This is a genomic window from Dolosicoccus paucivorans (genome assembly GCF_900100125.1).
GTDB lineage: Bacteria > Bacillota > Bacilli > Lactobacillales > Aerococcaceae > Dolosicoccus > Dolosicoccus paucivorans.
On the sequence record NZ_FNEL01000024.1, the window covers coordinates 1 to 26065 of the forward strand.

Sequence of the window (26065 nt, forward strand, 5' to 3'; positions counted from 1 at the left end):
TTTTTTTATGTTTTCGTGTCACATATGTATGATACCCTTACAATATAAAAGTTGAAGCAACCAAAAGGCTACTTCAACTTAAACGATGTTAGTTTAGTCATAAGTTACAGCGTGATCTTCTAATTGATAAACAGTACTTGAAACTGGCGCTTCTTTTTCTAAGTTTAAGACCATATTTGGTGTGTCTTCAGTGTAGTAACGTTCAGTAAAGACAATTTCGCCATCATTAATAAAGATTTCAGCGGAACTTTTATCAATAAAGACGTGAATATTGACTTGATCACATTCTTTAATGGTTGCGTAACGCGGATCATCTTTGCGGTCACTACGCACTAATGTCCACTCATTTTCTTTTTGATCATAAGTTAGATCAATGAGGGACTCACCATTTGCTTCAAGGGTCCATTTAATCACTTGATCATTCGTATTAGATAGATCAACATCTATCAACGCTTCTGCATAAGAAGACTCTTCGCTTAGAGTTAAGTTCCCGGTTAATTTAGTTGAAGTATTAATTCCTTCACCAACACGTAATTGTTCTAACTCTTTAGCTGGCTTCATATATAAATAACCGTCTTTTAAAGATAACTCGCGAGGAACGGTTAACGTTCCAGCCCAACCGTCTACTTTCTCAGGCATATAGCTTTCCCACATAGACATCCAACCGATTAAAATACGACGTCCATCCGGTGTTAAAGTTGTTTGTGGGGCGTAGAAGTCATGACCCTTATCCAACTCGGTAAACTTACCACGAGTAAAGGTTGTATTGTCGTAATCAAAGTCTCCTACAAATAGCCGTTTTGGAATAAGTTTAAATGTTTTTTCTCGCCTTTTTCAATTCCTTGAGGAGATAATAAGAAGACAAATTTACCATCTAACTCGAAAAAGTCCGGACATTCCCACATATAACCTTCCGTTAAAATACCGTCTGATTTGGACATCGGTCCTTGATATTCCCACTCTAATAAATCAGAGGATGTGTAAATAATACCGCGACCTAATTCATCATCTCCTTGACTTCCTAAAAGCATATAATAAGTATCTTCGTGCTTCCAAACCTTTGGATCTCTAAAGTGGTGAGTATTATCTTCAGGTGCTTTGGCGATAATTGGGTTCTTTTCATATTTAGTAAAGTTAATGCCATCGGTACTGTAAGCCATGTTTTGGTTTTGCCAGAAATGATCTGGGTCGTTATCTCCGTAATAATGGTGACCCGTATAGAATAAGTAAAGAACCCCATCTTTTTCGATGGCTGTTCCTGAAAAACATCCATCTTTATCTTCAGGATCACCTGGAGTTAACGCAATGGGTAATGATTCCCAATGAACTAAATCTTTACTTCGAGCGTGCCCCCAATGCATTGGACCCCACTCAGCGCTATAGGGATGGTGTTGATAGAACATATGATAATAGCCATCAAAGTAACAAAAGCCATTCGGGTCATTAATCCAACCACTTGGAGAAGAGATATGATAGCCTAAACGATAACGGTCATTGGTTAATTCAATTGGTTTTTGAGTCATAATAATTCGCTCGCTTTCTAATATTTGTTTTCAAAAGGTTTATACTAAGAACGGATAAATGGATCGCCTAGCACATCTTCATGATCTTTTTTAAGGATGAAGAAGGCGTAAATGCCTGCAGCTAGAACAATTAAAGAAATTAATTTAAAAGTTGATTGGTAACCAACACTGTCTCTTAAAATACCTAGCGGCGTAGATAAAATAACTTGCCCAATTTGAGCAGCGATTTGGAAACCGATCATATATAGTGTGGCAGATAATTTTGTATCAAAATGTAAAGTAAAGTAACGAAACATTGGTAATGTAAATAAAGGCACTTCTAAAGCGTGTAACATTTTAATAATGGATACTGTAACAGGAGTAGTCGCAAAGCCACATAAACCGATACGAGCACACATAATGGTTACGCCAAGAAGTAAGGTGTTGCGTACCCCTAGTTTACGCATAATAATCGGAACAACACCCATCATTAACGCTTCACAAAACACTTGAATCGCATTTAATGTTCCATAAATCTTCTCTCCATCAGCTTGAGAGGTAAATAATCCTGTATAGAAATCAGGGAACATTTGTTGATCGAAAACTGTATAAAAGGTCCATGTAAAGACGATGAAAATAATAATCGTCCATAATTCAGGTAACTTCAACAAGTTGAACATTTCTTTTAAAGAAGGGGTGCTACTTGCTTGGGCTTCTTCAAATTGTTCGCTGGCAACTCGTTCAGCTTTTGGTTTCCAAAAGAGTAAGTTTAGTAGTAACAATAAGCCGAAAAATGAACCAGTCCAAAAGTTTAAATGAGGATCTTTAACAAATAAAAACCCAGCAGCTAAGGCAACGAGTGCGTAACCAAAAGAACCCCATGCTCTTGCTTGACCATATTCAAATGAAAATAACCGGCTAAAACGTTCCGTCACCGCTTCAAAGACCCCAACAGAAGCTAAGTAAGCAGCGGATAAAAATAACGAACCAACTAAAAGACCTAAGTTAAAGTTATTTTCAAGTAGGGGTGCATAAATCCAAATAAAGAAAGGACCTACTAGCGTTGCGAGAATGGCTGAAAAAATTAACAGCGTTCTTTTAATGTAAAGCTTGTCTTGTAAGGTTCCGTAAAAGAACATTAAAATTAAAGTAACAAACGAGTTAGCAGAAAAGATGGTTCCTACAGCACTTCCAGATAAGCCTAGTCCGTTGGATTCAGAAGTAAGCCATAGTTGAAAGAATGACCACCAAACACCCCAAGAAGCAAAGAACAAAAGAAGTGACAATGAACTTTGCAAATAGGACTCGTTTTTAAATGCGGTAAGTTTAGACACGATAAATCCTCCTATCAAATAAAAATTGTGATTTTTACTCATGACAACCGGTTGACACAAGGTTAAATAACTTTACGACTATGAGTATAATTTAAAACCGCTTACATGTCAACCGGTTAACCGAAATTTATTTTTAAAAGATTGGCGCTGTACTTCTAAACCTTGAGTGTGATAACGTTTACAGGATTTTTAAGTCGCTAAAAAATGAATAAATTGTGTTAATCTTCACGTAAAAATCCGTAAAAAGCGTCTGAGTAGGTTCTTTTGGTAGATCATGTTAAAGTTAAAGTGAAGACGATTAAGGAGGAAATGTCATGAATGAAACAATGAAACATCAATTGAATCACCGTACGATGCGCTTTTTTAAAGATGAACCCGTTTCTAGCGAAAGACTAGAACAATATTTACAAGTCATGCGTCGTACCGCAACGAGTGTTGGATTACAATCTTATTCAGTCATTCGCGTCACAGACTTAGAAAAACGCGAAGCCCTTTCAAAAGTAGCGAACCAAGCTTACTTAAAAGATGTGCCTGAATTATTCATTTTTATTGTGGACTGTTACCGAATCCACCAAATTGCTGAGGAAAAAGGTTATTCAACAGAACATACCGCGACGATGGATCGCTTTTTCCAAGGAGTTGCCGATGCTTATTTAGCTTCGCAAAATATGACCAATGCCATTGAGTCTGATGGATTAGGGGCGGTTTATTTTGGAAGTATTTTAAATGATCCAGCTAAAACTGTAGAAATTTTAGACTTACCTCCATATACGTTCCCTATCGTTGGTTTAGGATTTGGCTTCCCGGATGATAATCCAGAGTTAAAACCAAGAATGTCTTTAGATTTTCTAGTAGGAGAAAATGGCTACCCAATGCATCGCCACTACGTGGAAGCATTAGCTGATTTTGACGAAGAGATGACCCATTATTACGATACAAGAACTCGTAACCAACGCCACGACAGTTACACTAATAGTGTCCTTACTCAATTGGACCGCTTTAACCCCAAAAGAGCACAAATGTTGCGGGTGATCGAATCTCAAGGCTTTGATTTAGGTTTAGAAGATAAATAAAAAAATCGACTTAGCAATTTAGCTAGGTCGATTTTCTTTATCTTCAATATTAAAGTATCGCCACGGAACTTTATTTTTTGGTGGCGGACAAGTCACATAAATCACTTCATCTCGGGTTGGGTGTTTAAAAGAAACAGAGTAAGCCCATAATGCGATTTGTTCGCCGGCTTCTTCTTTCGTCATTCGGCCATAGCGGTGATCTGCCCAAATAGGGCATTTTCTGGAGCTAAGTTGAACGCGAATTTGGTGGGAACGTCCCGTGTTGAGTTTGACTTTCATTAAACTGAGTTGATGGTGAGGGTCTGTTTCTAACGTTTTGTAGTAGGCAGTCGCTTTTTGACTTCCTTTTTTATTTTTTGAGACGGAATAGACTAAGTTTTTTTGGCGATCTTTCCATAAATAATCGGTCCACTTTTCATCGATTGGGCGGTCGAGGCGATGAACGATGGTCAAATACGACCGTTCCATTTGTCTCAGTCTTAATGTATTAGCAAGTCTTGAGGCAGCTTTAGAAGTTTTAGCGCAAACTAACACCCCTCCGACAGGGCGATCTAAACGGTGAACTAAGGCCAAAAAGACATTGCCCGGCTTGTTATCCCTTTGTTTAATGAAGTCCTTTAAATAGTCTAAAACACATTTATCCCCCGATTGATCCCCTTGAACGGCGATGTTGACCGGCTTTTCAACTACGATTAAATGATTATCTTCATAGAGTATATTGATGTGCATACCATCCACTCCTTTCAAAGTTCATCATATCATGAAAGAAAATTAACTCAATTTTAAATGCTATTTTGTTCTAAGTTCGGTATAGTTAAATTATTAACGAATAGGAAAGGTAGGTCAAAATGAAAAAAGTTCGTCATTGTTTAATTATTCTATGCGGCTTTTTACTAGGAATGGGATGTTCTACACTCACTCAAGCCGCGTCACACATAGAACAAAACTTACCCACTCATCATGCGACCTATTCACGCCAACAAGTAGAAGATCAATATACAGATTGGGTTCAATTGTTACAGTCTGTAAAAGAGGTTGAAAAATATCAAGTCGAAATGACGTGGACGAACCAGCGAAGTGGACATATCATGTCCCACGCTCTGTTTCAAGTCGACCAAGATAAACAAGATATTCAAGGAGATTTTACTTATTATTATCGCGGGTATAATCCGTCGAAATATATTTATTCTTTTAGAAGTTATAATGGGTTTGAGTCTTCTTATGTTAATTTAGTGGAATATTTATGGTCTATGGCTTACTTTAAACAGCCGATCTTTCCATCCAACGCTCAAGAACGACTAGCCCCTTATAAAAAGCATTTCGTTGAAGTAGAAACAAGTCCGGTGAATTTAGTCGAAGAGACACTGCAAAGTTTAATTTTACATCCCGATTTTGAACGCTTAAGTCGAATGGATAAAACTCAACTATGGAAGTTAAATCAACATTATTACTTAGATTTAGAACGGGTTGAAATCCCGTCCTTTGTTTTTGACCGAGTTCAGCACTTATTGTTCAACGATACGGTGCAGTTAGATTTAGATCAACAACAAGTTTATTATAATTTCTATGAGTGGGATGTATTGATGAGTCATCGCTTGAATATCGCTACAGGAACAGGTGGGGCGTTATTTCAAATGAACACCCACTCCAATGCTCACCGTCTTGCTTCTTTTGTACCTAAAGGGTTAGCTACAAAAGAAGACGATCCGCAACAAGTGACGTTTGATCGCTCTTTAGAATCGACCAATACTGATATTATTAGTAAGCTGACTCGGTTATGTATGACGATTGATGAGGAAACAAAAGCGTACCATATTATTTTAGAAGGATTATCTGAAAGTCGTAACATTGATGTCTTTAATCCCGAAAGCAATTCATTTAGAACCTATGAGTTTCAAATGGACTATCAGTTTACCCCATTAGACGAAACAACGATTCCTGCCGAAAATTCATTTAACGCCATGTCCCCCGAAGGCTTTGAAACGCTACTAAAAGAAGCACTAAAAGTGAATACAGCTAAAACAAAGTAAACAAACTGCCTCCTGAGGGGGCGTTTTTTTATCAGTCAAGGTTTCGCAAATTAGACGTCAAATAATTGCTTTGAAACCTCTTAAACTGTTACGATAAAATCGATCAAAGAAAGTTAAATAAGGTGAATAAATATGACACTTCAATTAAAACCATTAGCATATAAGAAAATACAACAAGGACAACGTCTACTACAAGTAGAGGATTTAGAACACCCTTTTGCGGTTGATACGTTACAAGAAGGAGAAGTTGTTCTTTTAGAAAGTCCAACAGGAGATTTAGCGGCTAAAGCATTGATCGGTCGTCAAAATAAAGGGTTAGGCTGGATCTTTACATTAGACTCTCACGCGTTTTGGGATCAAGACTTTATTACTACGTGCTTTACCGAGGCAATTGACCGCCGAGAGACATTATTTAATAGTGAATCGACCACCGCTTTTCGTTTATTTAACGGAGAAGGCGATGGAATTGGAGGCTTTACGGTTGATTGGTATGACGGTTTTATTCAAATTAATTGGTATTCCAAAGGCATCTTCAGTTACCGTGATTTATTAGTCAGCTGTTTAATAGAACAATTGCCAAAAATCCAAGGAGTTTATGAAACAAAACGATTTAAAACAAAGGATAATGAATGGCAAATTAAACACACTTACGGCCATCCGGCACCTCACCCGCTTGTAATTAAAGAAAACGATCTTCGCTTTGCGATTTATTTAGGAGAAGAATGGATGACCGGGCTCTTTTTGGATCAAAGAGAAGTAAGGCAATTTGTTAATTCACAAAGCTTAGACCTTGATGTTCTTAACCTATTTAGTTATACGGGAGGATTTTCCGTGGCGGCTGCGGTAGGTGGTGCGCGCAAGACCGTTAGTGTCGATGTGGCTAACAGAAGTTTACCGAAAACAAAAGAACAGTTTGACTTAAATGGCATTTATCCCGATACTTTGGAAGATGAAATTCGTGTGATGGATGTGTTTGACTATATTCACTATGCGAATCGCCACGAGATTGATTTTGATTTAGTGGTGTGTGATCCACCAAGCTTTGCTAGAACAAAGGATTATCAGTTTGTCGCAGACCAAGATTATAAAGCGTTGGCTCATCAAGTGTTTAATTTAACTCGCCCGGGTGGCATGGCTATTTTAAGTACGAACCATAGCGGTTATTCCTTAGAAGACTTTCAACAAGGTATGGTGGAAGTAGGGTTAAATCACCCAGGGATGTGCCAGTTAATTCAAAGTTTCGACTTACCTATGGACTTTCCAACGACAATGGATGAAGCAAGTCAGTATTTAAAAGTTCTTGTATTTTACCGCGCCCAGTAAGGAGGGATAGTATGGCCTATATTCATTTAAAAGACGTCGTCAAAGAATACGTTACAGGCGACGTCGTGACTCGTGCTAATGATGGGGTTTCTTTTGATATTGAACAAGGTGAATTTGTTGTTATCTTAGGCCCTTCCGGTGCGGGGAAATCAACAGTTTTAAACATTTTAGGCGGAATGGATGACGCTACGTCAGGTGTGGTTGAAATTGATGGCGAAAATATCGCCAATTACACCCCGCAACAATTAACTAAGTTTCGTCGCCATAATGTGGGGTTTGTTTTTCAAAGTTATAACTTAGTTCCTAACTTAACGGCTAAGGAAAATGTGGAGCTGATGATTCAAATTGCTAATAGCGATTCTAGCCCAGAAGAAGTCTTAAAACTAACGGGATTAGAACACCGGATGAACAATTTTCCAGCTCAATTATCCGGAGGAGAACAACAACGGGTTTCTATCGCCCGAGCTATTGCTGGACACCCTAAATTACTTTTGTGTGATGAGCCGACAGGGGCGTTAGATTACGAAACGGGTAAGCAGATTTTAGAACTTCTTCAAAATACCGCTCAAGAACTCAACACAACCGTCGTCGTCATTACTCATAATACGGCTATTGCTCCTATGGCTCACCGAGTGATTAATATTCGTAACGGTAAAGTAGAATCCATTGAATTAAATGATCATCCGACACCAGTAAAAGATATTTATTGGTAAGGAGGTAAAAAGATGAATAAAACGGTATGGAAAGATAATTTACGAGAAATTTTAAAATCATGGCCACGTTTTTTATCGATCTTTTTAATTATGACACTAGGCGTGGCTTTTTTTGTCGGTATTAAATCAGCCGGCCCTTCGATGATTAAAGGAGCTCGCAGTGCCTATGAAGAAGGAAATTTACCTGACGGGACCGTGTTATCTACGATGGGAATTGATGATAAAGATTTAGAACAGTTAAATACACTGGAAGGTATTCAGTGGTTAGCGATGCAGTCCATTGACGGAGTGTTGGATCCTGATAATCAAATTTTAAAGTTATTTACTTATGACCAAAATCCAGATCATAGTTTATTTAATCTCGTAGAAGGACGATTACCTGAAAAGGATAACGAAATAGCCCTCGATGCGGCTTATTTACGAACTGAAAGTAAGGAAGATGGCTTTCAAATTGGCCAAAAAGTAAACATTCAAGAACTTGATCCGCCGAGTGGTGATTTTATTGAAGGAATGAAGCCACCTTATTTAACTCAAAAAGAGTTTGAAGTGGTAGGTTTTGTCGATACGCCGATTTATTTTGAGCGGTATGCAAGAGGGCTTCAATCAAACCAAAAAGGAAACTTATCAGGTTTTGCGGTGATCCCTACTCAAGCAGTGGCAGGGGATTTATCAACGGAAGTTTATTTTTGGGTTGATAAATCAAGACAGTACGACGCTTATACAAAAGAATATGACGACGTCGCAAAAAAAGCTCAAGAAGATATTGAAGCAATTCTTAACGGGCGTCCTCTTTCTAAACTCAATGAATTGCGAGCTACTTTACAACAGGATATTTTTGAAGGGGAAAAAGAGATTCAGTCCGGCTATGACGAATTAGACGAAGGTCAAAAGAAATTAGATAAAGCCCGTCAAGAATTAGACCAACACCAAAAGGAATATGACGAAGGAATTAAAAAATTACAAAAAGCGCAAGGGTTATTAAATGACAAGCGCCAAGAATTAGACCAAGGAAGAGCGGACTATCAAGCCGGTGCGAATGCTTTAGAAGAGAGTCTTCAACTTCTTAACGACAAAGAAAAAGACTATCAAACAGGTCTAGACCAGTGGCAAAAAGGTCAGAAAACTCTTAAAGAAGAAATAAAAAAAGGCCAAGAAGAATTACAAGAAGCCCAAAACTCTTTAAATGAAAAAGCGCAAGCTTTTGAAAAGGAAAAACCAAATCTTTTAAATAGTCAACAACAATTAAAAAATAAACTGGATGAATTAGCACAAAAAGAAGCTGAACTAGCCCGGGGCGCAACGGGTGGGAATGCGACTACTATTGACGAAGCTGTTCACTATTTAGACGGGAAGATCGCAAAGGTAACGGGTCAAATCAATGAGCTAAAGGCGCAAATTGAACAAGACAGTCAAATTGACACAAGCCAGATTGAAGCTCAAATTCAAACCCAGATCACCTTGATTGAGCAACTCAAAGCACAATTAGCCGATTACCAAGCTCAAAAAGGCGCTCTAGCTGAACAAGAAGATCTTTCTGAAATCGACGGACGCATTGCGCAAGTCAACGGTCAAATCTCTGAGCATCAAGGAATACTCAGCCAATTAAATGCACAGCTCAATGAATTACAAAATACACTGCTAACCTCAGACCAACTTGCTAACCTGCAAAGTCAAGTGGCTGAACTAGAAGCAACAGCCAATCAACTACAAGAAAGTAAACAAGGGTTAGTGGCTGGAGCGGCTGAATTTTTACAAGCCAAAGAAGCCCTTCAAAGTCAACTAACCGAAGTTGAAAAAGGGCTAAACGCCGGTGAAGAAATAAAAGCTGGAAGGCAAGCGCTTATTCAAGGGCAACAAACCCTACAAAATAAAAAAACAGAAGGTCAAAAAGCATTAGATCAAGCAAAAAATGAGCTAGATCAAGGTCGCCGTGCTTTAGATGAAGGATACCGAGAATTAGAACAAGGCCGACAACAACTAGCTTCGGCAAGAGTTCAGTTATCTCAAGGTGAAGTAGCTCTTCAAGAAGGACAAAATGAGTTAAATCGCCAAAAACAAACATTAGATGAAGCAAAACAGTCTCTTGATGAAGGTGAAAAAACTTACAAAAACGAACTGGATAACTTCAAAAAAGAAAAAGAGCAAGCGTTAAAAGAATTAAAAGAGGCTGAAGATACCCTTCAAGAAGCAAAGGATGAACTGAAAGAGTTAGAAGAACCCGTCTATTACGTTCATTTAAGAGATCACTTTTTAGCTTATGATTCTTTATACGACAACGCGCAAAAGATTAATGAAATTAGTAATGTATTTCCTGTTTTATTTTTTGCGATTGCGATTCTTGTAACCTTTACAACGATTAAACGCATGGCTGATGAGCAACGTAACTATATGGGAACAATGCTTCAAATGGGCTATCCTGAGCGAGTCATTGTATCGAAATTTGCCAGTTACGCAGGTATTGCGGCTATATTAGCGATTATCGCGGGGTCAATTATTGGCTACTTAGTCTTTCCAACAATGATTGTGGAAGCTTATAGCACAATGTATAACTTTAGAACGGTGCATGTTAGTTATTCTATTTTAACTATTATAATGGTTGCTGTTATCGCTCTTGTCTCGGCCTTAGGTCCAGCTATTTGGACGCCTCATTCTATGCTACAAACCCAACCGGCTCGCCTTCTCGTTCCTGAGCCTCCTAAAGCCGGTCATCAAATTATGTTAGAAAAATGGGATAGCTTATGGAAACGATTAACGTTTAACCAAAAAATGACAGTTCGCAATTTACTTCGTTATAAAGGGCGTAACTTAATGACGTTAGTCGGAGTGGCAGGATGTACGATGCTTATTTTAACAGGATTTGGGATGAGTGATTCGATTACAGGAATGATCGAAGATCAATTTGACCGCATTCAACAATTTGACGGGCTCGTTTATTTAGATAACGAAGCGTCTTCAAGTGTCGATGAAGTTAAAGCTCAATTTGAAGAAATTAAAGGAATTGAAGATACATTAGCCGTAGCGGCTAAACAATTAGAAGCTAGAGAAGGTAACGTGCCTCCTCAAGATGTATCCGTTATTACACCTTTAGAAGGACAGGAAGTCTTTGAACAATTTGTTCATTTAAAGGACCGTCAAGAAAAGAAACGGCTATCCATTAATCAAGGGGCGGTTATTTCTGAAAAGTTAGCCAAATTGTATCATTTATCCGTCGGTGACACGCTAACGCTATATGATGATACAAGACAAATGTTTAATATTCCCATTACAGGGATTGCTGAAAACTATGTCGGTCATTATGTTTATATGGATGAAGAAACTTTTGGAGAAGTTTTCCACGAACAACCTGAACTTTCAGGCGTTTACGTTAAGTATACTAATTTAGATCAACGAGCGGAAAGCGAACAAGCGATCACCGATTTACCGAATGTTTTAACGACGGTAGATATTAACTCTCTTCGTCAAAGTACAGCCTCAGCGTTAGAAAGTTTAAATATCGTCACGTTAGTTCTTATTGTTTCGGCAGCTGGATTAGCTTTTGTTGTGTTATATAACTTAACAAACATTAACGTATCCGAACGCATTCGTGAACTGTCAACGATTAAAGTGTTAGGATTTTACGATTATGAAGTAAGCTTGTATATCTTTTACGAAATCCTCGTCTTAACGGCATTAGGGACTGGATTGGGACTTATCGCAGGAAAGATCTTAAACCGATATATATTAAATGTGGTTGAGTTAGATGAACTGCTGTTTTATCCTCAAATTCATTTTAATAGTTATCTTTGGTCCGTTGTGATGACCTTTGCCTTTTCGATGATCGTTATGTTAGTGATGCATTTTAAATTGAAACATATTAATATGGTCGAAGCCCTTAAAGGGGTCGACTAATCTTCTAAAGTCAGCTCTTTATAAGAGTTGGCTTTTTTAGATCTAAAAAGCTTAGACTATATAGTGAAAATGTGGTATGTTATTAAGGTATGTTACTCAAGTTTTAATGAGAAATAAATTCAGGAGGTCTTGTGACGATGCAATGTCCTAATTGTGGAAGATATATAAGAAGTACAACTCAATGTGCCTACTGTGGGCATGAATTTACCCCAGCAGAAGTGGCGGAATTAAAGAAACAATCTGAACCAGACACACCCCGTTCATCCAAAGGTGGATTATCCATTCTTTGGAACGTCTTAAAATTAGTATTAGCCTTAATGGTGGTCTTTTTACTCTTTGTGTACGGGCCAACCTATGCAAGTAAGTTAATGGGGTATTTTGGTTCTTCTAATAACGATACGGCTCAAGTGGTCGAATCTTCGTCTCAAGTAGAAGAAGACCAAACTAAGCCACAAGAAAATGAAGAAGATCAAGCACCAGCGACGGATCAAGAAGGTCAAGAGTTTACTCAAGAAGCGACTCAGTTAACGCTGAAAAATCACGAAGTAGATGTATCCCTTTATCCGCAAGTGAAAGTTACTTTAGATTTTGAAGGAAACTTAGACGAAATTGATTCGAATACATTCGCTTTTGAAGTGGACAATCAAGGTAATGTTACTTCTCTAGAAGATTATTCTTTACAAAAAGAAAATCAGAAAGTCGTTTTAACTTACAATGATCCTTCGCTATCTGTTGTAGGATCAGATGACTTAGAGCAAACGTTAACAATTAAAGCTTCGGAATACGATTTGAATGAGCAAATTGATTACCAACTACCATCAATGACGGTGGATGAAAGTTTAGTGACTCAGTTTAACGAAATTATGACGGAAGACTTCGGATCTTCAGAATCCGTTCATGTTGCGATGCATGTAAGTGATCAAGACTTACCTTTTGTATACAATGATCAAGTAGTTGAAGCGTCAGAACTGATCGCTTTATTCGCCATCGCTAGAGCCTATGACTTAAGCGATCACCAAGAAGTAGACTTAGATCAAATGGTAACGATTGACGAAGCTCTTGTAGCTAAAGAAGACGAAGGCGTGACCGCAAGCTTAGTCGGTGAAGAAGTCACTTTACACGAGTTGTTCTCAAATGCTGTCCAAACCCATGACGCAACTGCGATTAACCATATTATTCAAGTAACAGGTGGTCCGAATGAGTTTAACCGTTGGTTAAAAGAAAAAGGTTACTTCTCTACTAAAATTACACAACAACTTGCTTTAGATCCAAACGGGACTGTTACTGGATCCGTTACAACAGCGCAAGATGTTAGCCAATTACTTGTTCATTTAGTAGAAGAAACACTATTATCTCAAGAGTCATCTAATAGTTACTTAGAGCTATTACGCTTAAGTCCAGTAACTGATAAATTCCCAGCTCAAGGACTACATAATATTGATATTTTAACCCGTAGCGAATTAGTCACAGCCGACAACGATCGCAATCAATATTACGCAGGAGTTATCGAAACAGAACAAGACACTTACGTTATTGTTATTTTAGATGAAGGAACTTCTGATCAAGCTGTTGCGGTCGATCAGATCGCTCAAAGTTTACAATCATTAGTTTTATACTTTGAAACAGGCAGTACAGAGCCAGCGCCTCTTCCTGAACCGGAATCGGCTCCTGCTCCGGTACCAGAACCCGTTCCAGCCCCAGAGCCTGTACCCGCACCTGCACCACAACCCGTCCAACCACAACTTAGACCATGGGAATTAAATCCAGAAGAATGGTATCAAGGTGAAGACGGTCGTTGGTATAACACTGATCCAAACTATAACTATGGAAATGCTAACTAATTTTTCAAAGATCGACGTTTAGTCGGTCTTTTTTATTACTAGACTAGAAAAGTTAACCCCTTAGGTGTATAATGAGTTAAAAGATACACGTGGAGGGTGATGGTTATGAATCCGGCATTAATTGAAATTGTATTACATGCAGTCAAAGAAAAATATGTTAGCGAAAAAGCGTTCTATACGACCCAGTTAGGCATTTCAGCTCAAAGTTGGGACCGATGGAAGAAAGGCGAGCAAGGTTTACGCTATGACAACATTCAAATCTTAGCGACTTTATTTACGGATTATGAATGGATGCTCGTTCAAAAAGTTGTCCGCAATTGTGAATTGTTCCCGGAAGTCATTAAAGATCCAGTTAAAGAATATACATTTTTAAAGTTCCAAATTGCTAAAACATGGATGCAACATAATATGGCTCGAATTGAATGGCATCAAACCGAAGCCAATGAAGTGGATAGTCCTCGAAAATCGAATGCGACGATCTTACAACTCGTTGCTGATTACCATTTATGGGGGTATAATGATATTATTGAATTACGATTACCGGGCATTATCCGTCAACAAATTGAATCCAATGAAGTCTGTTTACTTGAATGGGTTGATAATCAAAGTGAGCAATTGAAAGGTAGTGTTCGTAACAAGGAGTAAGTACGAGGTGACCTATGAGTAAAAGAAAGCGCAATGTTAAAAAGAAACCGTGGCACACACTATTTAAAAATCCAACATCAGTATTTCAAACGATTAACCGAATCGCGATTTTTATTATTTGCCTTTTTTTACTCCTAGCTCTACTAAAATGGCAATGGGACAAACCCTTTAGTCCAATGGAAGATTGGCTGACTCCATCAGGAATGATCTCCCAAAAACAAAAACGTGCATTTATCGAACAATTAGCTCCTACCGCTCAAGAACTGGAACAAACCTATGGTATTTTGCCCAGTGTTATTTTAGCTCAAGCAGCGTTAGAGTCGAATTACGGCCATAGTGAACTAGCCAGTCAATATTACAATTTATTTGGCGTTAAAACAGAAGCCAGTGACCCCAATGGTGTCAATTTTGTAACTGACGAATATATTGACGGGGAATGGATTGAAATTACCGATCGCTTTAAAGTGTACAGCTCATGGGAAGAATCATTGCGCAAACATTCGGAACTTTTATATTACGGAACTTCTTGGGATGAAGATTTTTATTCAGACGTTTTAGAAGGTAAAAATTATAAAGCGCAAGCTAAAGGACTTCAATCAGCAGGTTATGCGACCGATCCAGGTTATGCAAATAAAATCATTGAAATGATTGAATATTGGCAATTAGACCAGTATGATGCTAAATAAATCGTTAAGAATTTGAAGAGGAATAAACCTTTTCAAATTCTTTTTTTAATTTCCCCTATCGCTTATGAAAGAAAGTGCTAACGTTTCGGGGGTTTGTTATAATAGATAAGTGAAACTATATAAGGAGGAACTAGCGTGTCATCTTTACTTGAAAGCATTGAACAATTAAACGATAAACAAAAAGAAGCGGTCTTAACCACAGAAGGTCCGGTATTAATTGCTGCTGGGGCTGGAAGTGGGAAAACTCGCGTATTAACTCATCGCATCGCCTATTTAGTAGAGATGAAAGATGTAAATCCTTGGAATATTTTAGCCATTACCTTTACGAATAAAGCAGCTACTGAAATGAAAGAGCGTGTACAACAACTAGTCGGGGATAAAGCAGAAGCCATTTGGGTTTCAACCTTCCACGCAATGTGTGCTCGCATTTTACGTCGTGAAGCGGCTTTTGTAGGTTATACGAATAACTTTTCAATTGTCGATCCAAGTGAACAACAAACCCTTATGAAACAAGTTTTAAAAGACTTAGATTTAGATAGTAACCGTTTCAGTTATAAAGACATGTTATGGGTTATTGATGATGCTAAAAATAAAGGAATGATGCCAGAAGATTTTGCCAAGGAAGCCGAAGGCTTTATGGGTGAAATTTATTCGAAAGTGTATCATTTATACCAGCGACGTTTAAAAGAATCCAATGCGATGGATTTTAACGATTTAATTTTACTCACGGTCCAATTATTGGAAGACCATGAAGATATTCGCCGTTTTTACCAAAATAAATTTCAATACATTCACGTAGATGAGTATCAAGATACAAACGAGTCTCAGTATTTACTTATTCGTTATTTATCAGGCCTTCTTCAAAACGTTTGTGTCGTAGGGGACGCGGATCAAAGTATTTATGGTTGGCGTGGGGCGAAGATGGAAAATATGTTGAACTTTGAAGAAGATTATCCTAACGCGAAGGTTATTTTATTAGAACAAAATTACCGCTCAACTCAACGTATTTTAGATGCTGCGAACAGTGTCATCATTAATAACGTCCAACGAAAAGACAAACAACTTTGGACGGCAGCCGGGCAAGGAGATAAAGTCCAACACTATGAAGCCCAAACAGATTTAGAAGAAGCTCAATTTGTCATTCAGCAAATTGCCCAATTAAAAGAAGATAAAGGGTGTTCTTACAGTGACTTTGCGATTCTTTACCGTACCCAAGCTCAGTCGCGTAGTTTGGAAGAACGTCTGATGACTGCTAATATTCCTTACAAAATTATCGGAGGACTAAAGTTCTACGCTCGTAAAGAAATTGTGGACACCATGTCCTATTTACGTTTAATTGCTAACCCTAATGACAACATTAGCTTTAACCGAATTATTAATGTGCCAAGACGAGGCATTGGTCCAACAACCGTTGAACGTTTAGCTGCGTTTGCTAATGAAACCAATGTCAGTTGGTTTAAAGCGATCGAAATGATTGAGCACTCCAACGTGCCAGCCGCGTCTCAAAGAAAACTTAAAGAATTTTACCAAATGATTAACCGACTTAGACAACAAGCAACTTATTTTAACGTGACCGACTTATTAGAAGAAGTATGGGAGCAAAGTGGGTATGTGCTTGATTTACGTCGCAAAAACGATTTAGAATCCAAAAGTCGCTTAGAAAACTTAGAAGAATTTGAATCCGTTACCCGAGAATTCGACGAAACTTATGATCCAGAAGAACAAGAAACAGACCCGGATTTCCAGCAAGAACGTCCTACGGCGCCAATTCAAGAAACGACGCTAATGAATACACCTTCTATTGGTGAGTCCTTCGTGTTAGCTTTAGACGGCGAGGAGCCGGTTATTGAAGAAGACAATGAAGGGTTAGAAGCATTGACCGTCTTTTTAACGAATTTATCTTTAGTGACGGATAATCAAGAAGAAAATGCCGGAGATGAAGTGACCTTGATGACTCTTCATGCGGCTAAAGGGTTAGAGTTTCCATACGTCTTTATGGTTGGAATGGAAGAAGGGCTCTTTCCAATTAGTCGTTCTTTAGATGATGAAGAAGATTTAGAAGAAGAACGTCGTCTAGCTTACGTAGGTATGACTCGTGCAGAAAAGCGGTTATATTTAACCCATGCTAAGCGCCGTTTACTTTATGGACGCCATCAGTACAATGCGATGAGTCGTTTTATTGATGAAATTGATAAAGATCTTGTTCAAAGTATTCGCCCAAGTTTTCGTTCAGCGGTTGCTTATGATGAGTCCCGCTCTTATGGCCGTAAAAAGCCAAGTTTTCGTTCCCCATTATTAAGTAAAAAACCACCTCGACCTGTCCAACATTCAGGTGAGTCAGTCAATTGGCAAGTCGGCGACAAAGTCGATCACCGCGCTTGGGGCGAAGGAACCATTGTTCAAATCAGTGGCGATGAAGGAGAAGTTACTTTAAAGGTTGCCTTTGATTCGCAAGGCATTAAAGATTTACTCGCCGCTTACGCTCCAATTGAAAAGATAGAATAGATCGATGCGAAGTTAGATATTCCGTGATATACTAATACAATGGAAAAGAGGTCAAATAAATGACAGATGCTTTAAGTGTCGAACAGCAAAAAGAACGTTTAAATAGGTTAATTAAAGAGCTTAATGAATATGCTTATCAATATTACGTGTTAGATCAGACAACTATTTCTGATAGTGAATATGACCAACTTTACCGAGAGTTAGAAACCATTGAACAACAACATCCCGAATGGATCACACCCCAATCTCCTACCCAACGAGTTGGCGATGTATTATTAGAAGGGTTTCAAAAGGTTGAACATGATACACCGATGTACAGTTTAAGTAACGCTTTTAACCGTCAAGAAATTGAAAGTTTTATTGACCGCGTCAAAAAAGCTACCGGACCTGACGTTACTTTTATGTGTGAATGTAAGATTGATGGTTTAGCCATTAATTTAAACTACGAAGAAGGCCAATTTGTTCAAGGAGCGACCCGCGGTGACGGGACGGTCGGCGAAGATATTACAACTAACTTAAAAACAATTCGCTCTTTACCACTAACGCTTAGAAAAAATCAAACCGTGGAAGTAAGAGGCGAAGCTTACATGCCTAAAGCCGTGTTTGCTCAGCTCAACGAAGAACGAGACTTAGAAGGACTGCCGCCTTTTGCTAATCCTCGAAACGCAGCTGCTGGGGGATTAAGGCAAGTCGATCCTAGACAAGTGGCTAAGCGGCAACTAAATATGTTTGTCTACAGTGCTTCGTTAAACGATACCTTTCAACCACAAACGCAAGAAGAGTTATTCCAGCAACTGGACGCTTTAGGTTTTCGAACGAATTCATTGAACCGACTTTGTCAAACAGTCGATGAAGTGATGGCTTTTATTGATGAAATTAGTCAAAAACGTCATAACTTACCTTATGAAATCGATGGCGTGGTTGTTAAAGTAGATCAATTTAATTACCGAGAACAATTAGGTTACACCGTTAAAGCGCCACGATGGGCGATCGCTTATAAGTTCCCTGCTCAATTAGAAGAAACTATTCTTCGAGAGGTCGAGTGGACCGTTGGACGGACGGGTGTTGTTACACCAACGGCTTTAATGGATCCCGTTCACTTAGCAGGGACCACTGTCCAACGAGCGAGCTTACACAATATTGATTTAATTCAAACTCTAGATGTTCGCTTAGGGGATACGATTACGGTTCATAAAGCAGGCGATATTATTCCTGAAGTGACCGGAGTCATTTTAGAAAAGAGACCTGAAGAAGCAAAGCCTCTATTTATTCCAACTCATTGTCCTGAGTGTGACCACGAACTGGTTCGTATCAATGAGGAAGTGGCTTTACGATGTGTTAATCCTTTATGTCCTGCTCAACAAATGGCACAATGGATTCACTTTGTCTCTCGGGATGCGATGAATATTTCTGGAATCGGCGAAAAGATGATCCAGCAATTTTTAAAACAAGAACTAGTCCAAACTTTTCCTGATTTATATCGTTTAACCAAAGAAGATTTTCTAACGTTAGAACGAGTCGGCGAAAAAACTGCTCAAAATATGTACGATGCGATTCAACAGTCTAAAGAAAACTCTCTAGAACGTTTGCTCTTTGGTTTAGGGATTCATCACATCGGCTCTAAAGCAGCCCTTTTAATCGCTCAACGTTTTGAGACGATGGACCGCATCCAACAATCAACGGCCCAAGAGATCAGCAACATCGATGGTATTGGCGATATTATTAGCCAATCTTTAGTTATGTATATGAGTGATTTAGATCATCAAAAGATGATTGCCGAATTTAAAGAGTTAGGTGTGAATTTAAACTACTTAGGAATGACCCAAGAAGATTTAAACCAACAAGACAACTTTTGGACTGGCAAAACCGTTGTCTTAACGGGAACGCTAGAACAATTAACTCGTAATGAAGCTAAACAACGCCTACAAGCTTTAGGAGCTAAAGTAACTGGCAGTGTGTCTTCTAATACAGACATTGTCGTAGCCGGCGAAAAAGCTGGCAGCAAATTAACCCGGGCTCAAGAGCTAGGCATTGAAGTATACACTGAAGAAATGTTTATGGAACAACTAATTGAAAGTGAGGGATAAAAATATGCATCGTAAATTTAAATGGATCGCTTTAGGATCCTCTATTATGCTTTTAACAGGGTGTTTAAACCGATTAGATCAAGAAGTGGTCGAAACTACGAACCCAACGACTACCACTTCTGGCGTTCAAACAACGCGTAATCAATTATCAGATGAATTTTACCGAGCTGTCATTGAAGATGGCCGATATCAAGTAGCCTCTTCAGCCAGTGCAGATCAACACGTCACTTCTAGCAGTAATATGCGCGCGTTTGAAGAAGGATTACTTCAAATTACTAAAAATGTCTTTCCAACGGATCAATATTTCTTAAGAGAAGGACAAATTATTAATGCAGAAACGCTAACCCAATGGGTTAGCCGCGAATCAACAGATAATCCGGATGGATTAAACCCTCAGCAGGAAACGAAACCTGAAAGAGAACAAGAATCCCAAGCAGAAGAATCGACTAGCGAGCCGGAAAACCCAGAAGAACAATCTGAATCCACTCAAGAAGGCGAAGAAAATAACCAAGTCATTACAGATGTCGACTCAACACCCATTTATTTAAACCAAATTTTAGAAAAAGATATCGTCATTGAAACAGAAGACGGTTATGAATTAGCCGGAGTGGCGATTGGATTATCAATGAATAGTGTGTATTCTTATACAGATAATAATGGAAACGTCTACGAACAAGAAATTTCCCAAGGGGAATTACGTGAACGCGGTAAGTCTTATGCGAATATTATTATTGGCCGCTTGAGAAACGACGAGCGTCTACGCTCTGTGCCAATTATAGTAGGTATTTTCCAACAAGCAAAAGATGAAGAAGTTGTTGGCGGTACTTATGTCTTAGATGGAATTTCTAGAGAAGGTAATGCGGTGTCTGATTGGACAGAGTTAAATAACCGTCGTGTATTATTACCAACCCCAGAGGGTAGCGACCAAGCCGTGTTCTTTACTGAATTTAGAAACCAAGTTAATGACTTCTTCCCGAATTTAAATGGAATCAGTGCGGAAGCGTTATACATTGACAACAACTTATCTACTTTAAATATAGAAATCATTACGCAATTTTATCAAATAACGGAAATTGCAGCGTTAACTCAACACGTTGTTGACGTCGGACAAAATACATTACCTCAAGATGTGCTGATTGAAATTCGCATTATTTCCAGTGAAGGAACGGAAGGATTTATCGGCCGTGACGCCGGTCAAAAAGAGTTTACAACTCACGTTTTTAGACGTTAAAATGATTCATTTTTTGTTATGACGTGTGATAAAATAATAGTATTAAGTCAAGCTATAGGAGGAATAAAAGATTATGATGTCTCGTAAAGAAATGAGCCATATTGCTGCGATTATGAAGCTAGATCTAAGTGATGAAGAATTAGATCAAATCGTTGATCGCTTTAAACGTATCGAAGAGTTTGCTAAGGAAATGGAAACGATCGATACGTCAAATGTTGAAGGAACTTATTACGGTAATCGCATTATTAATGTTTATCGTGAAGATGTACCAAAACCTGTCGAAAATCGCGATGAGATTTTAGAACATGCGATCGATACAGAAGACGGATTTATCCGTGTACCAGCAATTATGGAGGAGGCTTAACATGAGTTATCCACAAACAATGAAGGAACTAAAACAAGGTTTACAAGAAGTAAAATTCACATCCGTTGAATTAGTAGAGCATTACTACAACCAAATCGAAGAGCACAATGAAGCATTAGGTGCTTTTTTATGGTTAGATAAAGAGTACGCTCTAGAACAAGCAAAACAAGCAGATGAAAGAGGTTACAAAGGAGATGCTCCTTTACTAAACGGTATTCCTGTAGCTGTTAAAGACAATATTTTAACAAAAGCATTTAAAACAACTGCCGCTTCTAAAATGCTCGAAGACTTTGTTGCTACATTTGATGCAACGGTTGTTCGCCAATTACAAGAAGCTGGCGCTGTCATTATGGGTAAAACCAACATGGATGAATTTGCTATGGGTCCATCCAATGAAACAAGTTATTTCTACCCAGCTCATAACCCATGGGATACCACACGTACACCAGGAGGTTCTTCCGGAGGATCTGCAACAGCTGTTGCGGCTCGTTTAGTACCTGCTGCACTAGGAACAGACACAGGCGGAAGCATTCGTCAACCAGCCGCTTACACTAACTTAGTCGGTTTAAAACCAACTTACGGTTTAGTGTCTCGCTGGGGTGGTATTAGCTTTGCATCAAGTTTTGACCAAATTGGTCCAATGACTTTAACTGTTGAAGACAACGCGTTACTTTTAGAAGCAATCGCTAGCTATGATGAGAAAGATTCAACAAGCTTACAAGATGTTCAATATGACTTTTCATCAAAAATTGGTGAATCAGTTAAAGGATTAAAAATTGCTTTACCAAAAGAATTTATGAGCGACGATGTAAGTGAAGACATTCGTCAAGCAGTTAAAGAAGCAGCGGACTTTTACCGCGAACAAGGAGCAACAGTTGAAGAAGTCTCGATTCCACTGGCCGTTCATATTGCACGCTTATATGAAATTTTAGCTTACGGGGAAGCCTCAACGAGCTTACAACGTTACGATGGTTTAAGATACGGCTACCGCGCAGAAGATGCTCAAAACTTAGAAGAAGTTTACGTTAAAAGCCGTACTCAAGGATTCGGTGAAGAAGTTAAAACACGTATGATGTTAGGAACAGCTTCGATTGTTCAACGCAATAAAGAATCTTTCTACCATAAAGCAGCGAAAGTTCGTACATTATTAGTGAATAGTGTTATGGAACTTTTAGAAGACTATGACCTTATTCTTGCACCATCAACTGCTGTTACCGCTCCTAAATTAGGTGAAACAATGGAAGACGCTCAAGCGGATATGAGTGACAATGTGGCGGTTATTGCCAACTTAGTCGGTATTCCAGCTCTCTCATTCCCAGCAGGTGTCGACAAAGCAGGTATGCCAATTGGAATTCAATTAATGGCAAAACCACTGAATGAAAAAACAATTTATCAAGCCGCTCACGCTTATGAAACAAACCATGATTTCACAAGCCAAGCGCCATCATTATAGGAGGTACCCATGAACTTTGAAACAGTCGTTGGACTTGAAGTCCACGTTGAATTAAAAACCGATTCAAAAGCTTTTAGTCCGTCTCCAGCTCACTTTGGAGCCGCGCCGAATGCGAATGCTAATGAAATTGACTGGGCTTATCCAGGGGTATTACCTGTGGTTAACCGTCGCTCAGTAGAGTATGCGATCCGTGCATCCTTAGCGATAAACTGTCAAATTCATAACGAAATGCATTTTGACCGTAAAAACTATTTCTATCCAGATAACCCATCAGCTTACCAAATTACCCAAGATGCCCGTCCAATCGGGTACGACGGTTATTTAGACATTGAAGTCGACGGTAAAACTCGCCGTATTCGCATTCAAAGACTTCACTTAGAAGCGGATGCAGGTAAAAACACCCATGGAAATGACGGCTATTCATATGTTGACTTAAACCGTCAAGGAACTTCTTTAGTTGAGATCGTCACTCACCCAGATATTCGCTCTGGTAAAGAAGCACAAGCCTTTTTAGAGGCATTACGCGAGAAGTTACTTTATACAGAAGTATCTGATGTGAAGATGGAAGAAGGTTCTCTTCGTTGTGACGCGAACGTTTCTATTCGACCATTTGGTTCAGAAGAATTCGGTAATAAAGCCGAAATTAAAAACTTAAACAGTTTCAACTACGTTCGTCGCGGAATTGAATTTGAAGAAGTTCGTCAAGCAGAAATGGTTCAAGCAGGGGAAACACCTGTTCAAGAAACCCGTGCTTATGTTGAAGGAACGGGCGAAACCGTTTCTTTACGTGTAGACGATGAAGCATCTGACTATCGCTTAATTCCAGAACCGGACTTACCACCATTTGAAGTTCCAGAAGAGTGGGTAGAAGAAATTCGTCAAAGTTTACCAGAAATGCCTTCTGAACGACGCGAACGTTATATTAAAGATTACGATTTACCAGAATATGACGCAAAAGTCTTAACACTCACTAAAGAAATGTCTGACTTCTTCGATCAAACCGTCGCAAAAGGAGCCGATCCAAAATTAGCTTCTAACTGGTTAATGGGTGAAACTTCTGCTTACTTAAATAGCGAAGAAAAAACATTACATGATATCGCTCTAACGCCAGAAAACTTAGCTGAAATGATCAGCTTAATTAAAGACGGAACAATTTCAACTAAAATGGCGAAGAAACTCTTTAGCTTATTAGTTGAAGAAGGCGGATCCGCAAAAGAAATTGCAGACCGCGAAAATATGGTTCAATTAAGTGATCCAGCTCAACTACAACCATTCGTTGACGAAGTATTAGCTGAAAACCCACAATCAGTCGAAGACTATAAAGGTGGTAACAAACGTGCGATTGGTTTCTTAGTGGGTCAAATGATGCAAAAAACTAAAGGACAAGCAAACCCTGGAGTTGTTAACAAGCTATTAGCGCAAGCTCTAGAAAATGCTTAATTAACTTTCAAAAGACTCGTTAATTATTAGCGAGCCTTTTGAATATTTAAATTTCAATATAATGGGTTACATCTGAATTGAACTTATGTTATATTAATTAAAGCAACTTTAATTAAGATGTAATATTAATTATACGGAAAGGCGAGTCATTGTGAGGAAAGAAATCATAACAAGTGTTTTAATCCTATTATCTCTTGTACTCATTTACTTTGGAGGGGTAGGTTATTATGCAAAACGCTTTACTGGCGGGACAACTTTTTCGGGTGTAAAAATTGGTCAGTTAACGGTTGATCAAGCACAAGAAAAAATTGAATCTGACTTATCTAGCCGGGTTATTAAAGTCGAAGAAGATGGACAAGCAGTAGGTCAAGTTGATGTAGGAAGTTTAGAGCCTACTTACAACGTTAAAGGGGAGTTAGAAGCTCTTTATAAGGCGCAAGACCCAAGAATGTGGCCGATTAGCTTTTTCAAACCCTTTGTTATTCAACAACCTTTAGAGCATCAAATTCAATTTAATGAAGAAGCTGTTGCTCAGGCGATTGACCAGTTAGATATTGATAACGACAATCGTACGCCCGTTCAAGAAGCGGCATTAGTTTATACCCCAGAAGCTGGCTATCAAGTAGAAGAAGGTCAAGCGGGCGACCAAGTAAGTGTTGGTTCATTAAGTTATGCAGTAAAAGATGCTTTAGCTAAATCAAAAAATAAATTAGATTTAAAAGATGCTTATCAACAACCTCGAGTTGCTTCTGAGGATGAGGAAATTCAATCACTGCTACAATTAATTGAAGATATCGCAACAACTCACGTTACCTTAGACATTGCAGGCGATCAAGTAACTATTCCTCAAGATTTAATTGAAAGCTGGATCTATTTTGATGAAGATAACCGCTTAGTCATCGACGAACATTTAGTCAAAGTTTATATTGATGAATTAAACGATCAGTATGCTACTTTTGATAAAGTTCGTTCATTTAACAGTACTCTGCAAGGAACAGTCGAAGTGATCCCAGGATACATGGGTTGGGCGATTGATAAGGAAATTGAAACCAATAATATTATTGCCAACTTATTAAATCACGAAGATATTGAACGTGAACCTGCTGTATTGGGAACGGTGATGGAATCAAATCAAAACTTAAAAGATGATGTAGGCGATACATACATTGAGATCGACTTAACTCATCAAACAATGTTTTTATATTTAGACGGCAAATTAGAAATCGAAACACCGATTGTATCAGGAACAGCCGGGGTAACACCGACTGAACCAGGCGCTCACGCAGTTAATAGTATGTTAGCTAATACAAACTTAGTTGGATTTAACCCAGTATCTAACGTTAGCTACTCCACTCCAGTTGCTTATTGGGTTGGATTTGACGATAATGCTCAAGGAATCCACGACGCTAGTTGGCAAGGTTACTTTGGGGGCAATGCTTATACAACGTCGGGATCTTTAGGATGTATTAATACACCTTTAGATAGCGTTTCTGAGATCTTCAGCCACGCTGAAATGGGAATGCCTGTTATTGTCTTTTAATTTTTCATAGATGTTTACTCATTTTTGGAGTAAACATCTTTTTTTATTTTAGATGAATTGCAATAATTATTGCGACAAAAAGTTATTCTAACTGAACGAGTTCGTGCATGAGTACTTCAAAAGGTGTTTTAAAATCTAAGCATTTTCTAGGTCGATTGTTTATCAACCATAGCGCATTGAAAAGATCATGTTCCGTAATTTTAGCTAGATCTGTGCGTTTAGGGAAAAATTCTCTGAGTAATCCATTGGAATTCTCGTTAGTCCCTCTCTGCCAGGCACTGTAAGCATCCGCAAAGTAAAAAGCGATGTTTTGTTGTTCGATGTCTGAATAACAAGCAAATTCTTTCCCACGATCAGAGGTGAAACTTTTGAGAGCTTCTTTGGGGAAAGATTGAATCAACTGATTTACA

The 26065-nt window shown here is 38.6% G+C and carries 18 protein-coding genes and 1 pseudogene; 15 read left to right on the forward strand and 4 right to left on the reverse strand.

The window, feature by feature from the left end; translation table 11 throughout:
- Nucleotides 1-93 precede the first annotated feature (93 nt).
- Nucleotides 94-1523, reverse strand: a pseudogene (locus tag BLR79_RS09310) (glycoside hydrolase family 32 protein).
- 44 nt (nucleotides 1524-1567) lie between these two features.
- Entirely contained in the window at nucleotides 1568-2878 is a 1311-nt protein-coding gene (locus tag BLR79_RS04770; protein ID WP_200778863.1) for an MFS transporter, read from the reverse strand.
- A 272-nt stretch (nucleotides 2879-3150) separates the two neighbouring features.
- On the opposite strand from BLR79_RS04770, the gene BLR79_RS04775 reads away from it, so the two are divergent.
- The gene (locus BLR79_RS04775) at nucleotides 3151-3909 is read left to right on the forward strand and encodes a nitroreductase family protein (protein WP_092085389.1); all 759 of its coding nucleotides are present in this window, start codon (nucleotides 3151-3153) and stop codon (nucleotides 3907-3909) included.
- Between the two features lie 18 nt (nucleotides 3910-3927).
- Here the strand turns inward: BLR79_RS04775 and BLR79_RS04780 are convergent, their stop codons facing one another.
- A complete protein-coding gene (locus BLR79_RS04780) occupies nucleotides 3928-4638 on the reverse strand; it encodes an RluA family pseudouridine synthase (protein ID WP_092085391.1) in 711 nt (236 codons plus the stop codon).
- Between the two features lie 119 nt (nucleotides 4639-4757).
- On the opposite strand from BLR79_RS04780, the gene BLR79_RS04785 reads away from it, so the two are divergent.
- From BLR79_RS04785 to BLR79_RS04850, 14 genes are all read left to right on the forward strand, one after another.
- Nucleotides 4758-5939: a hypothetical protein gene (locus tag BLR79_RS04785; protein ID WP_092085393.1), complete on the forward strand. Its 1182-nt coding sequence runs from the start codon at nucleotides 4758-4760 to the stop codon at nucleotides 5937-5939.
- Nucleotides 5940-6071: 132 nt separating this feature from the next.
- Nucleotides 6072-7262 carry a class I SAM-dependent rRNA methyltransferase gene (locus tag BLR79_RS04790; protein ID WP_092085395.1) on the forward strand — a complete coding sequence of 397 codons (1191 nt, stop codon included), beginning with the start codon at nucleotides 6072-6074 and terminating at the stop codon, nucleotides 7260-7262.
- Nucleotides 7263-7273: 11 nt separating this feature from the next.
- Nucleotides 7274-7975: an ABC transporter ATP-binding protein gene (locus BLR79_RS04795; protein WP_092085397.1), complete on the forward strand. Its 702-nt coding sequence runs from the start codon at nucleotides 7274-7276 to the stop codon at nucleotides 7973-7975.
- Nucleotides 7976-7987: 12 nt separating this feature from the next.
- Nucleotides 7988-11863: an FtsX-like permease family protein gene (locus BLR79_RS04800; RefSeq protein WP_092085399.1), complete on the forward strand. Its 3876-nt coding sequence runs from the start codon at nucleotides 7988-7990 to the stop codon at nucleotides 11861-11863.
- 137 nt (nucleotides 11864-12000) lie between these two features.
- Entirely contained in the window at nucleotides 12001-13704 is a 1704-nt protein-coding gene (locus BLR79_RS04805) for a serine hydrolase (RefSeq protein WP_092085401.1), read from the forward strand.
- Nucleotides 13705-13809: 105 nt separating this feature from the next.
- Nucleotides 13810-14349, forward strand: coding sequence for a hypothetical protein (locus BLR79_RS04810; protein WP_092085403.1), 540 nt, complete (start codon nucleotides 13810-13812; stop codon nucleotides 14347-14349).
- Between the two features lie 14 nt (nucleotides 14350-14363).
- On the forward strand, nucleotides 14364-15035 hold the full coding sequence (locus BLR79_RS04815; RefSeq protein ID WP_092085405.1) for a glycoside hydrolase family 73 protein: 672 nt from the start codon (nucleotides 14364-14366) through the stop codon (nucleotides 15033-15035).
- A gap of 135 nt (nucleotides 15036-15170) precedes the next feature.
- Nucleotides 15171-17540: a UvrD-helicase domain-containing protein gene (locus BLR79_RS04820; RefSeq protein ID WP_092085407.1), complete on the forward strand. Its 2370-nt coding sequence runs from the start codon at nucleotides 15171-15173 to the stop codon at nucleotides 17538-17540.
- A gap of 59 nt (nucleotides 17541-17599) precedes the next feature.
- Entirely contained in the window at nucleotides 17600-19627 is a 2028-nt protein-coding gene (ligA, locus tag BLR79_RS04825; RefSeq protein ID WP_092085409.1) for an NAD-dependent DNA ligase LigA, read from the forward strand.
- Between the two features lie 4 nt (nucleotides 19628-19631).
- Nucleotides 19632-20858 carry a CamS family sex pheromone protein gene (locus BLR79_RS04830; protein ID WP_092085411.1) on the forward strand — a complete coding sequence of 409 codons (1227 nt, stop codon included), beginning with the start codon at nucleotides 19632-19634 and terminating at the stop codon, nucleotides 20856-20858.
- 76 nt (nucleotides 20859-20934) lie between these two features.
- On the forward strand, nucleotides 20935-21222 hold the full coding sequence (gene gatC / locus BLR79_RS04835) for an Asp-tRNA(Asn)/Glu-tRNA(Gln) amidotransferase subunit GatC (RefSeq protein ID WP_159427599.1): 288 nt from the start codon (nucleotides 20935-20937) through the stop codon (nucleotides 21220-21222).
- A gap of 1 nt (nucleotide 21223) precedes the next feature.
- Entirely contained in the window at nucleotides 21224-22675 is a 1452-nt protein-coding gene (gene gatA / locus BLR79_RS04840; RefSeq protein ID WP_092085415.1) for an Asp-tRNA(Asn)/Glu-tRNA(Gln) amidotransferase subunit GatA, read from the forward strand.
- A 9-nt stretch (nucleotides 22676-22684) separates the two neighbouring features.
- Nucleotides 22685-24115, forward strand: a complete 1431-nt coding sequence (gene gatB / locus BLR79_RS04845) for an Asp-tRNA(Asn)/Glu-tRNA(Gln) amidotransferase subunit GatB (protein ID WP_092085416.1) — start codon at nucleotides 22685-22687, stop codon at nucleotides 24113-24115.
- A gap of 151 nt (nucleotides 24116-24266) precedes the next feature.
- Entirely contained in the window at nucleotides 24267-25655 is a 1389-nt protein-coding gene (locus BLR79_RS04850) for a L,D-transpeptidase family protein (RefSeq protein WP_092085418.1), read from the forward strand.
- Nucleotides 25656-25737: 82 nt separating this feature from the next.
- Here BLR79_RS04850 and BLR79_RS04855 read toward each other — a convergent pair.
- Nucleotides 25738-26065: IS30 family transposase (locus tag BLR79_RS04855; RefSeq protein WP_143338782.1), on the reverse strand; the 328-nt coding region annotated here is incomplete at its 5' end.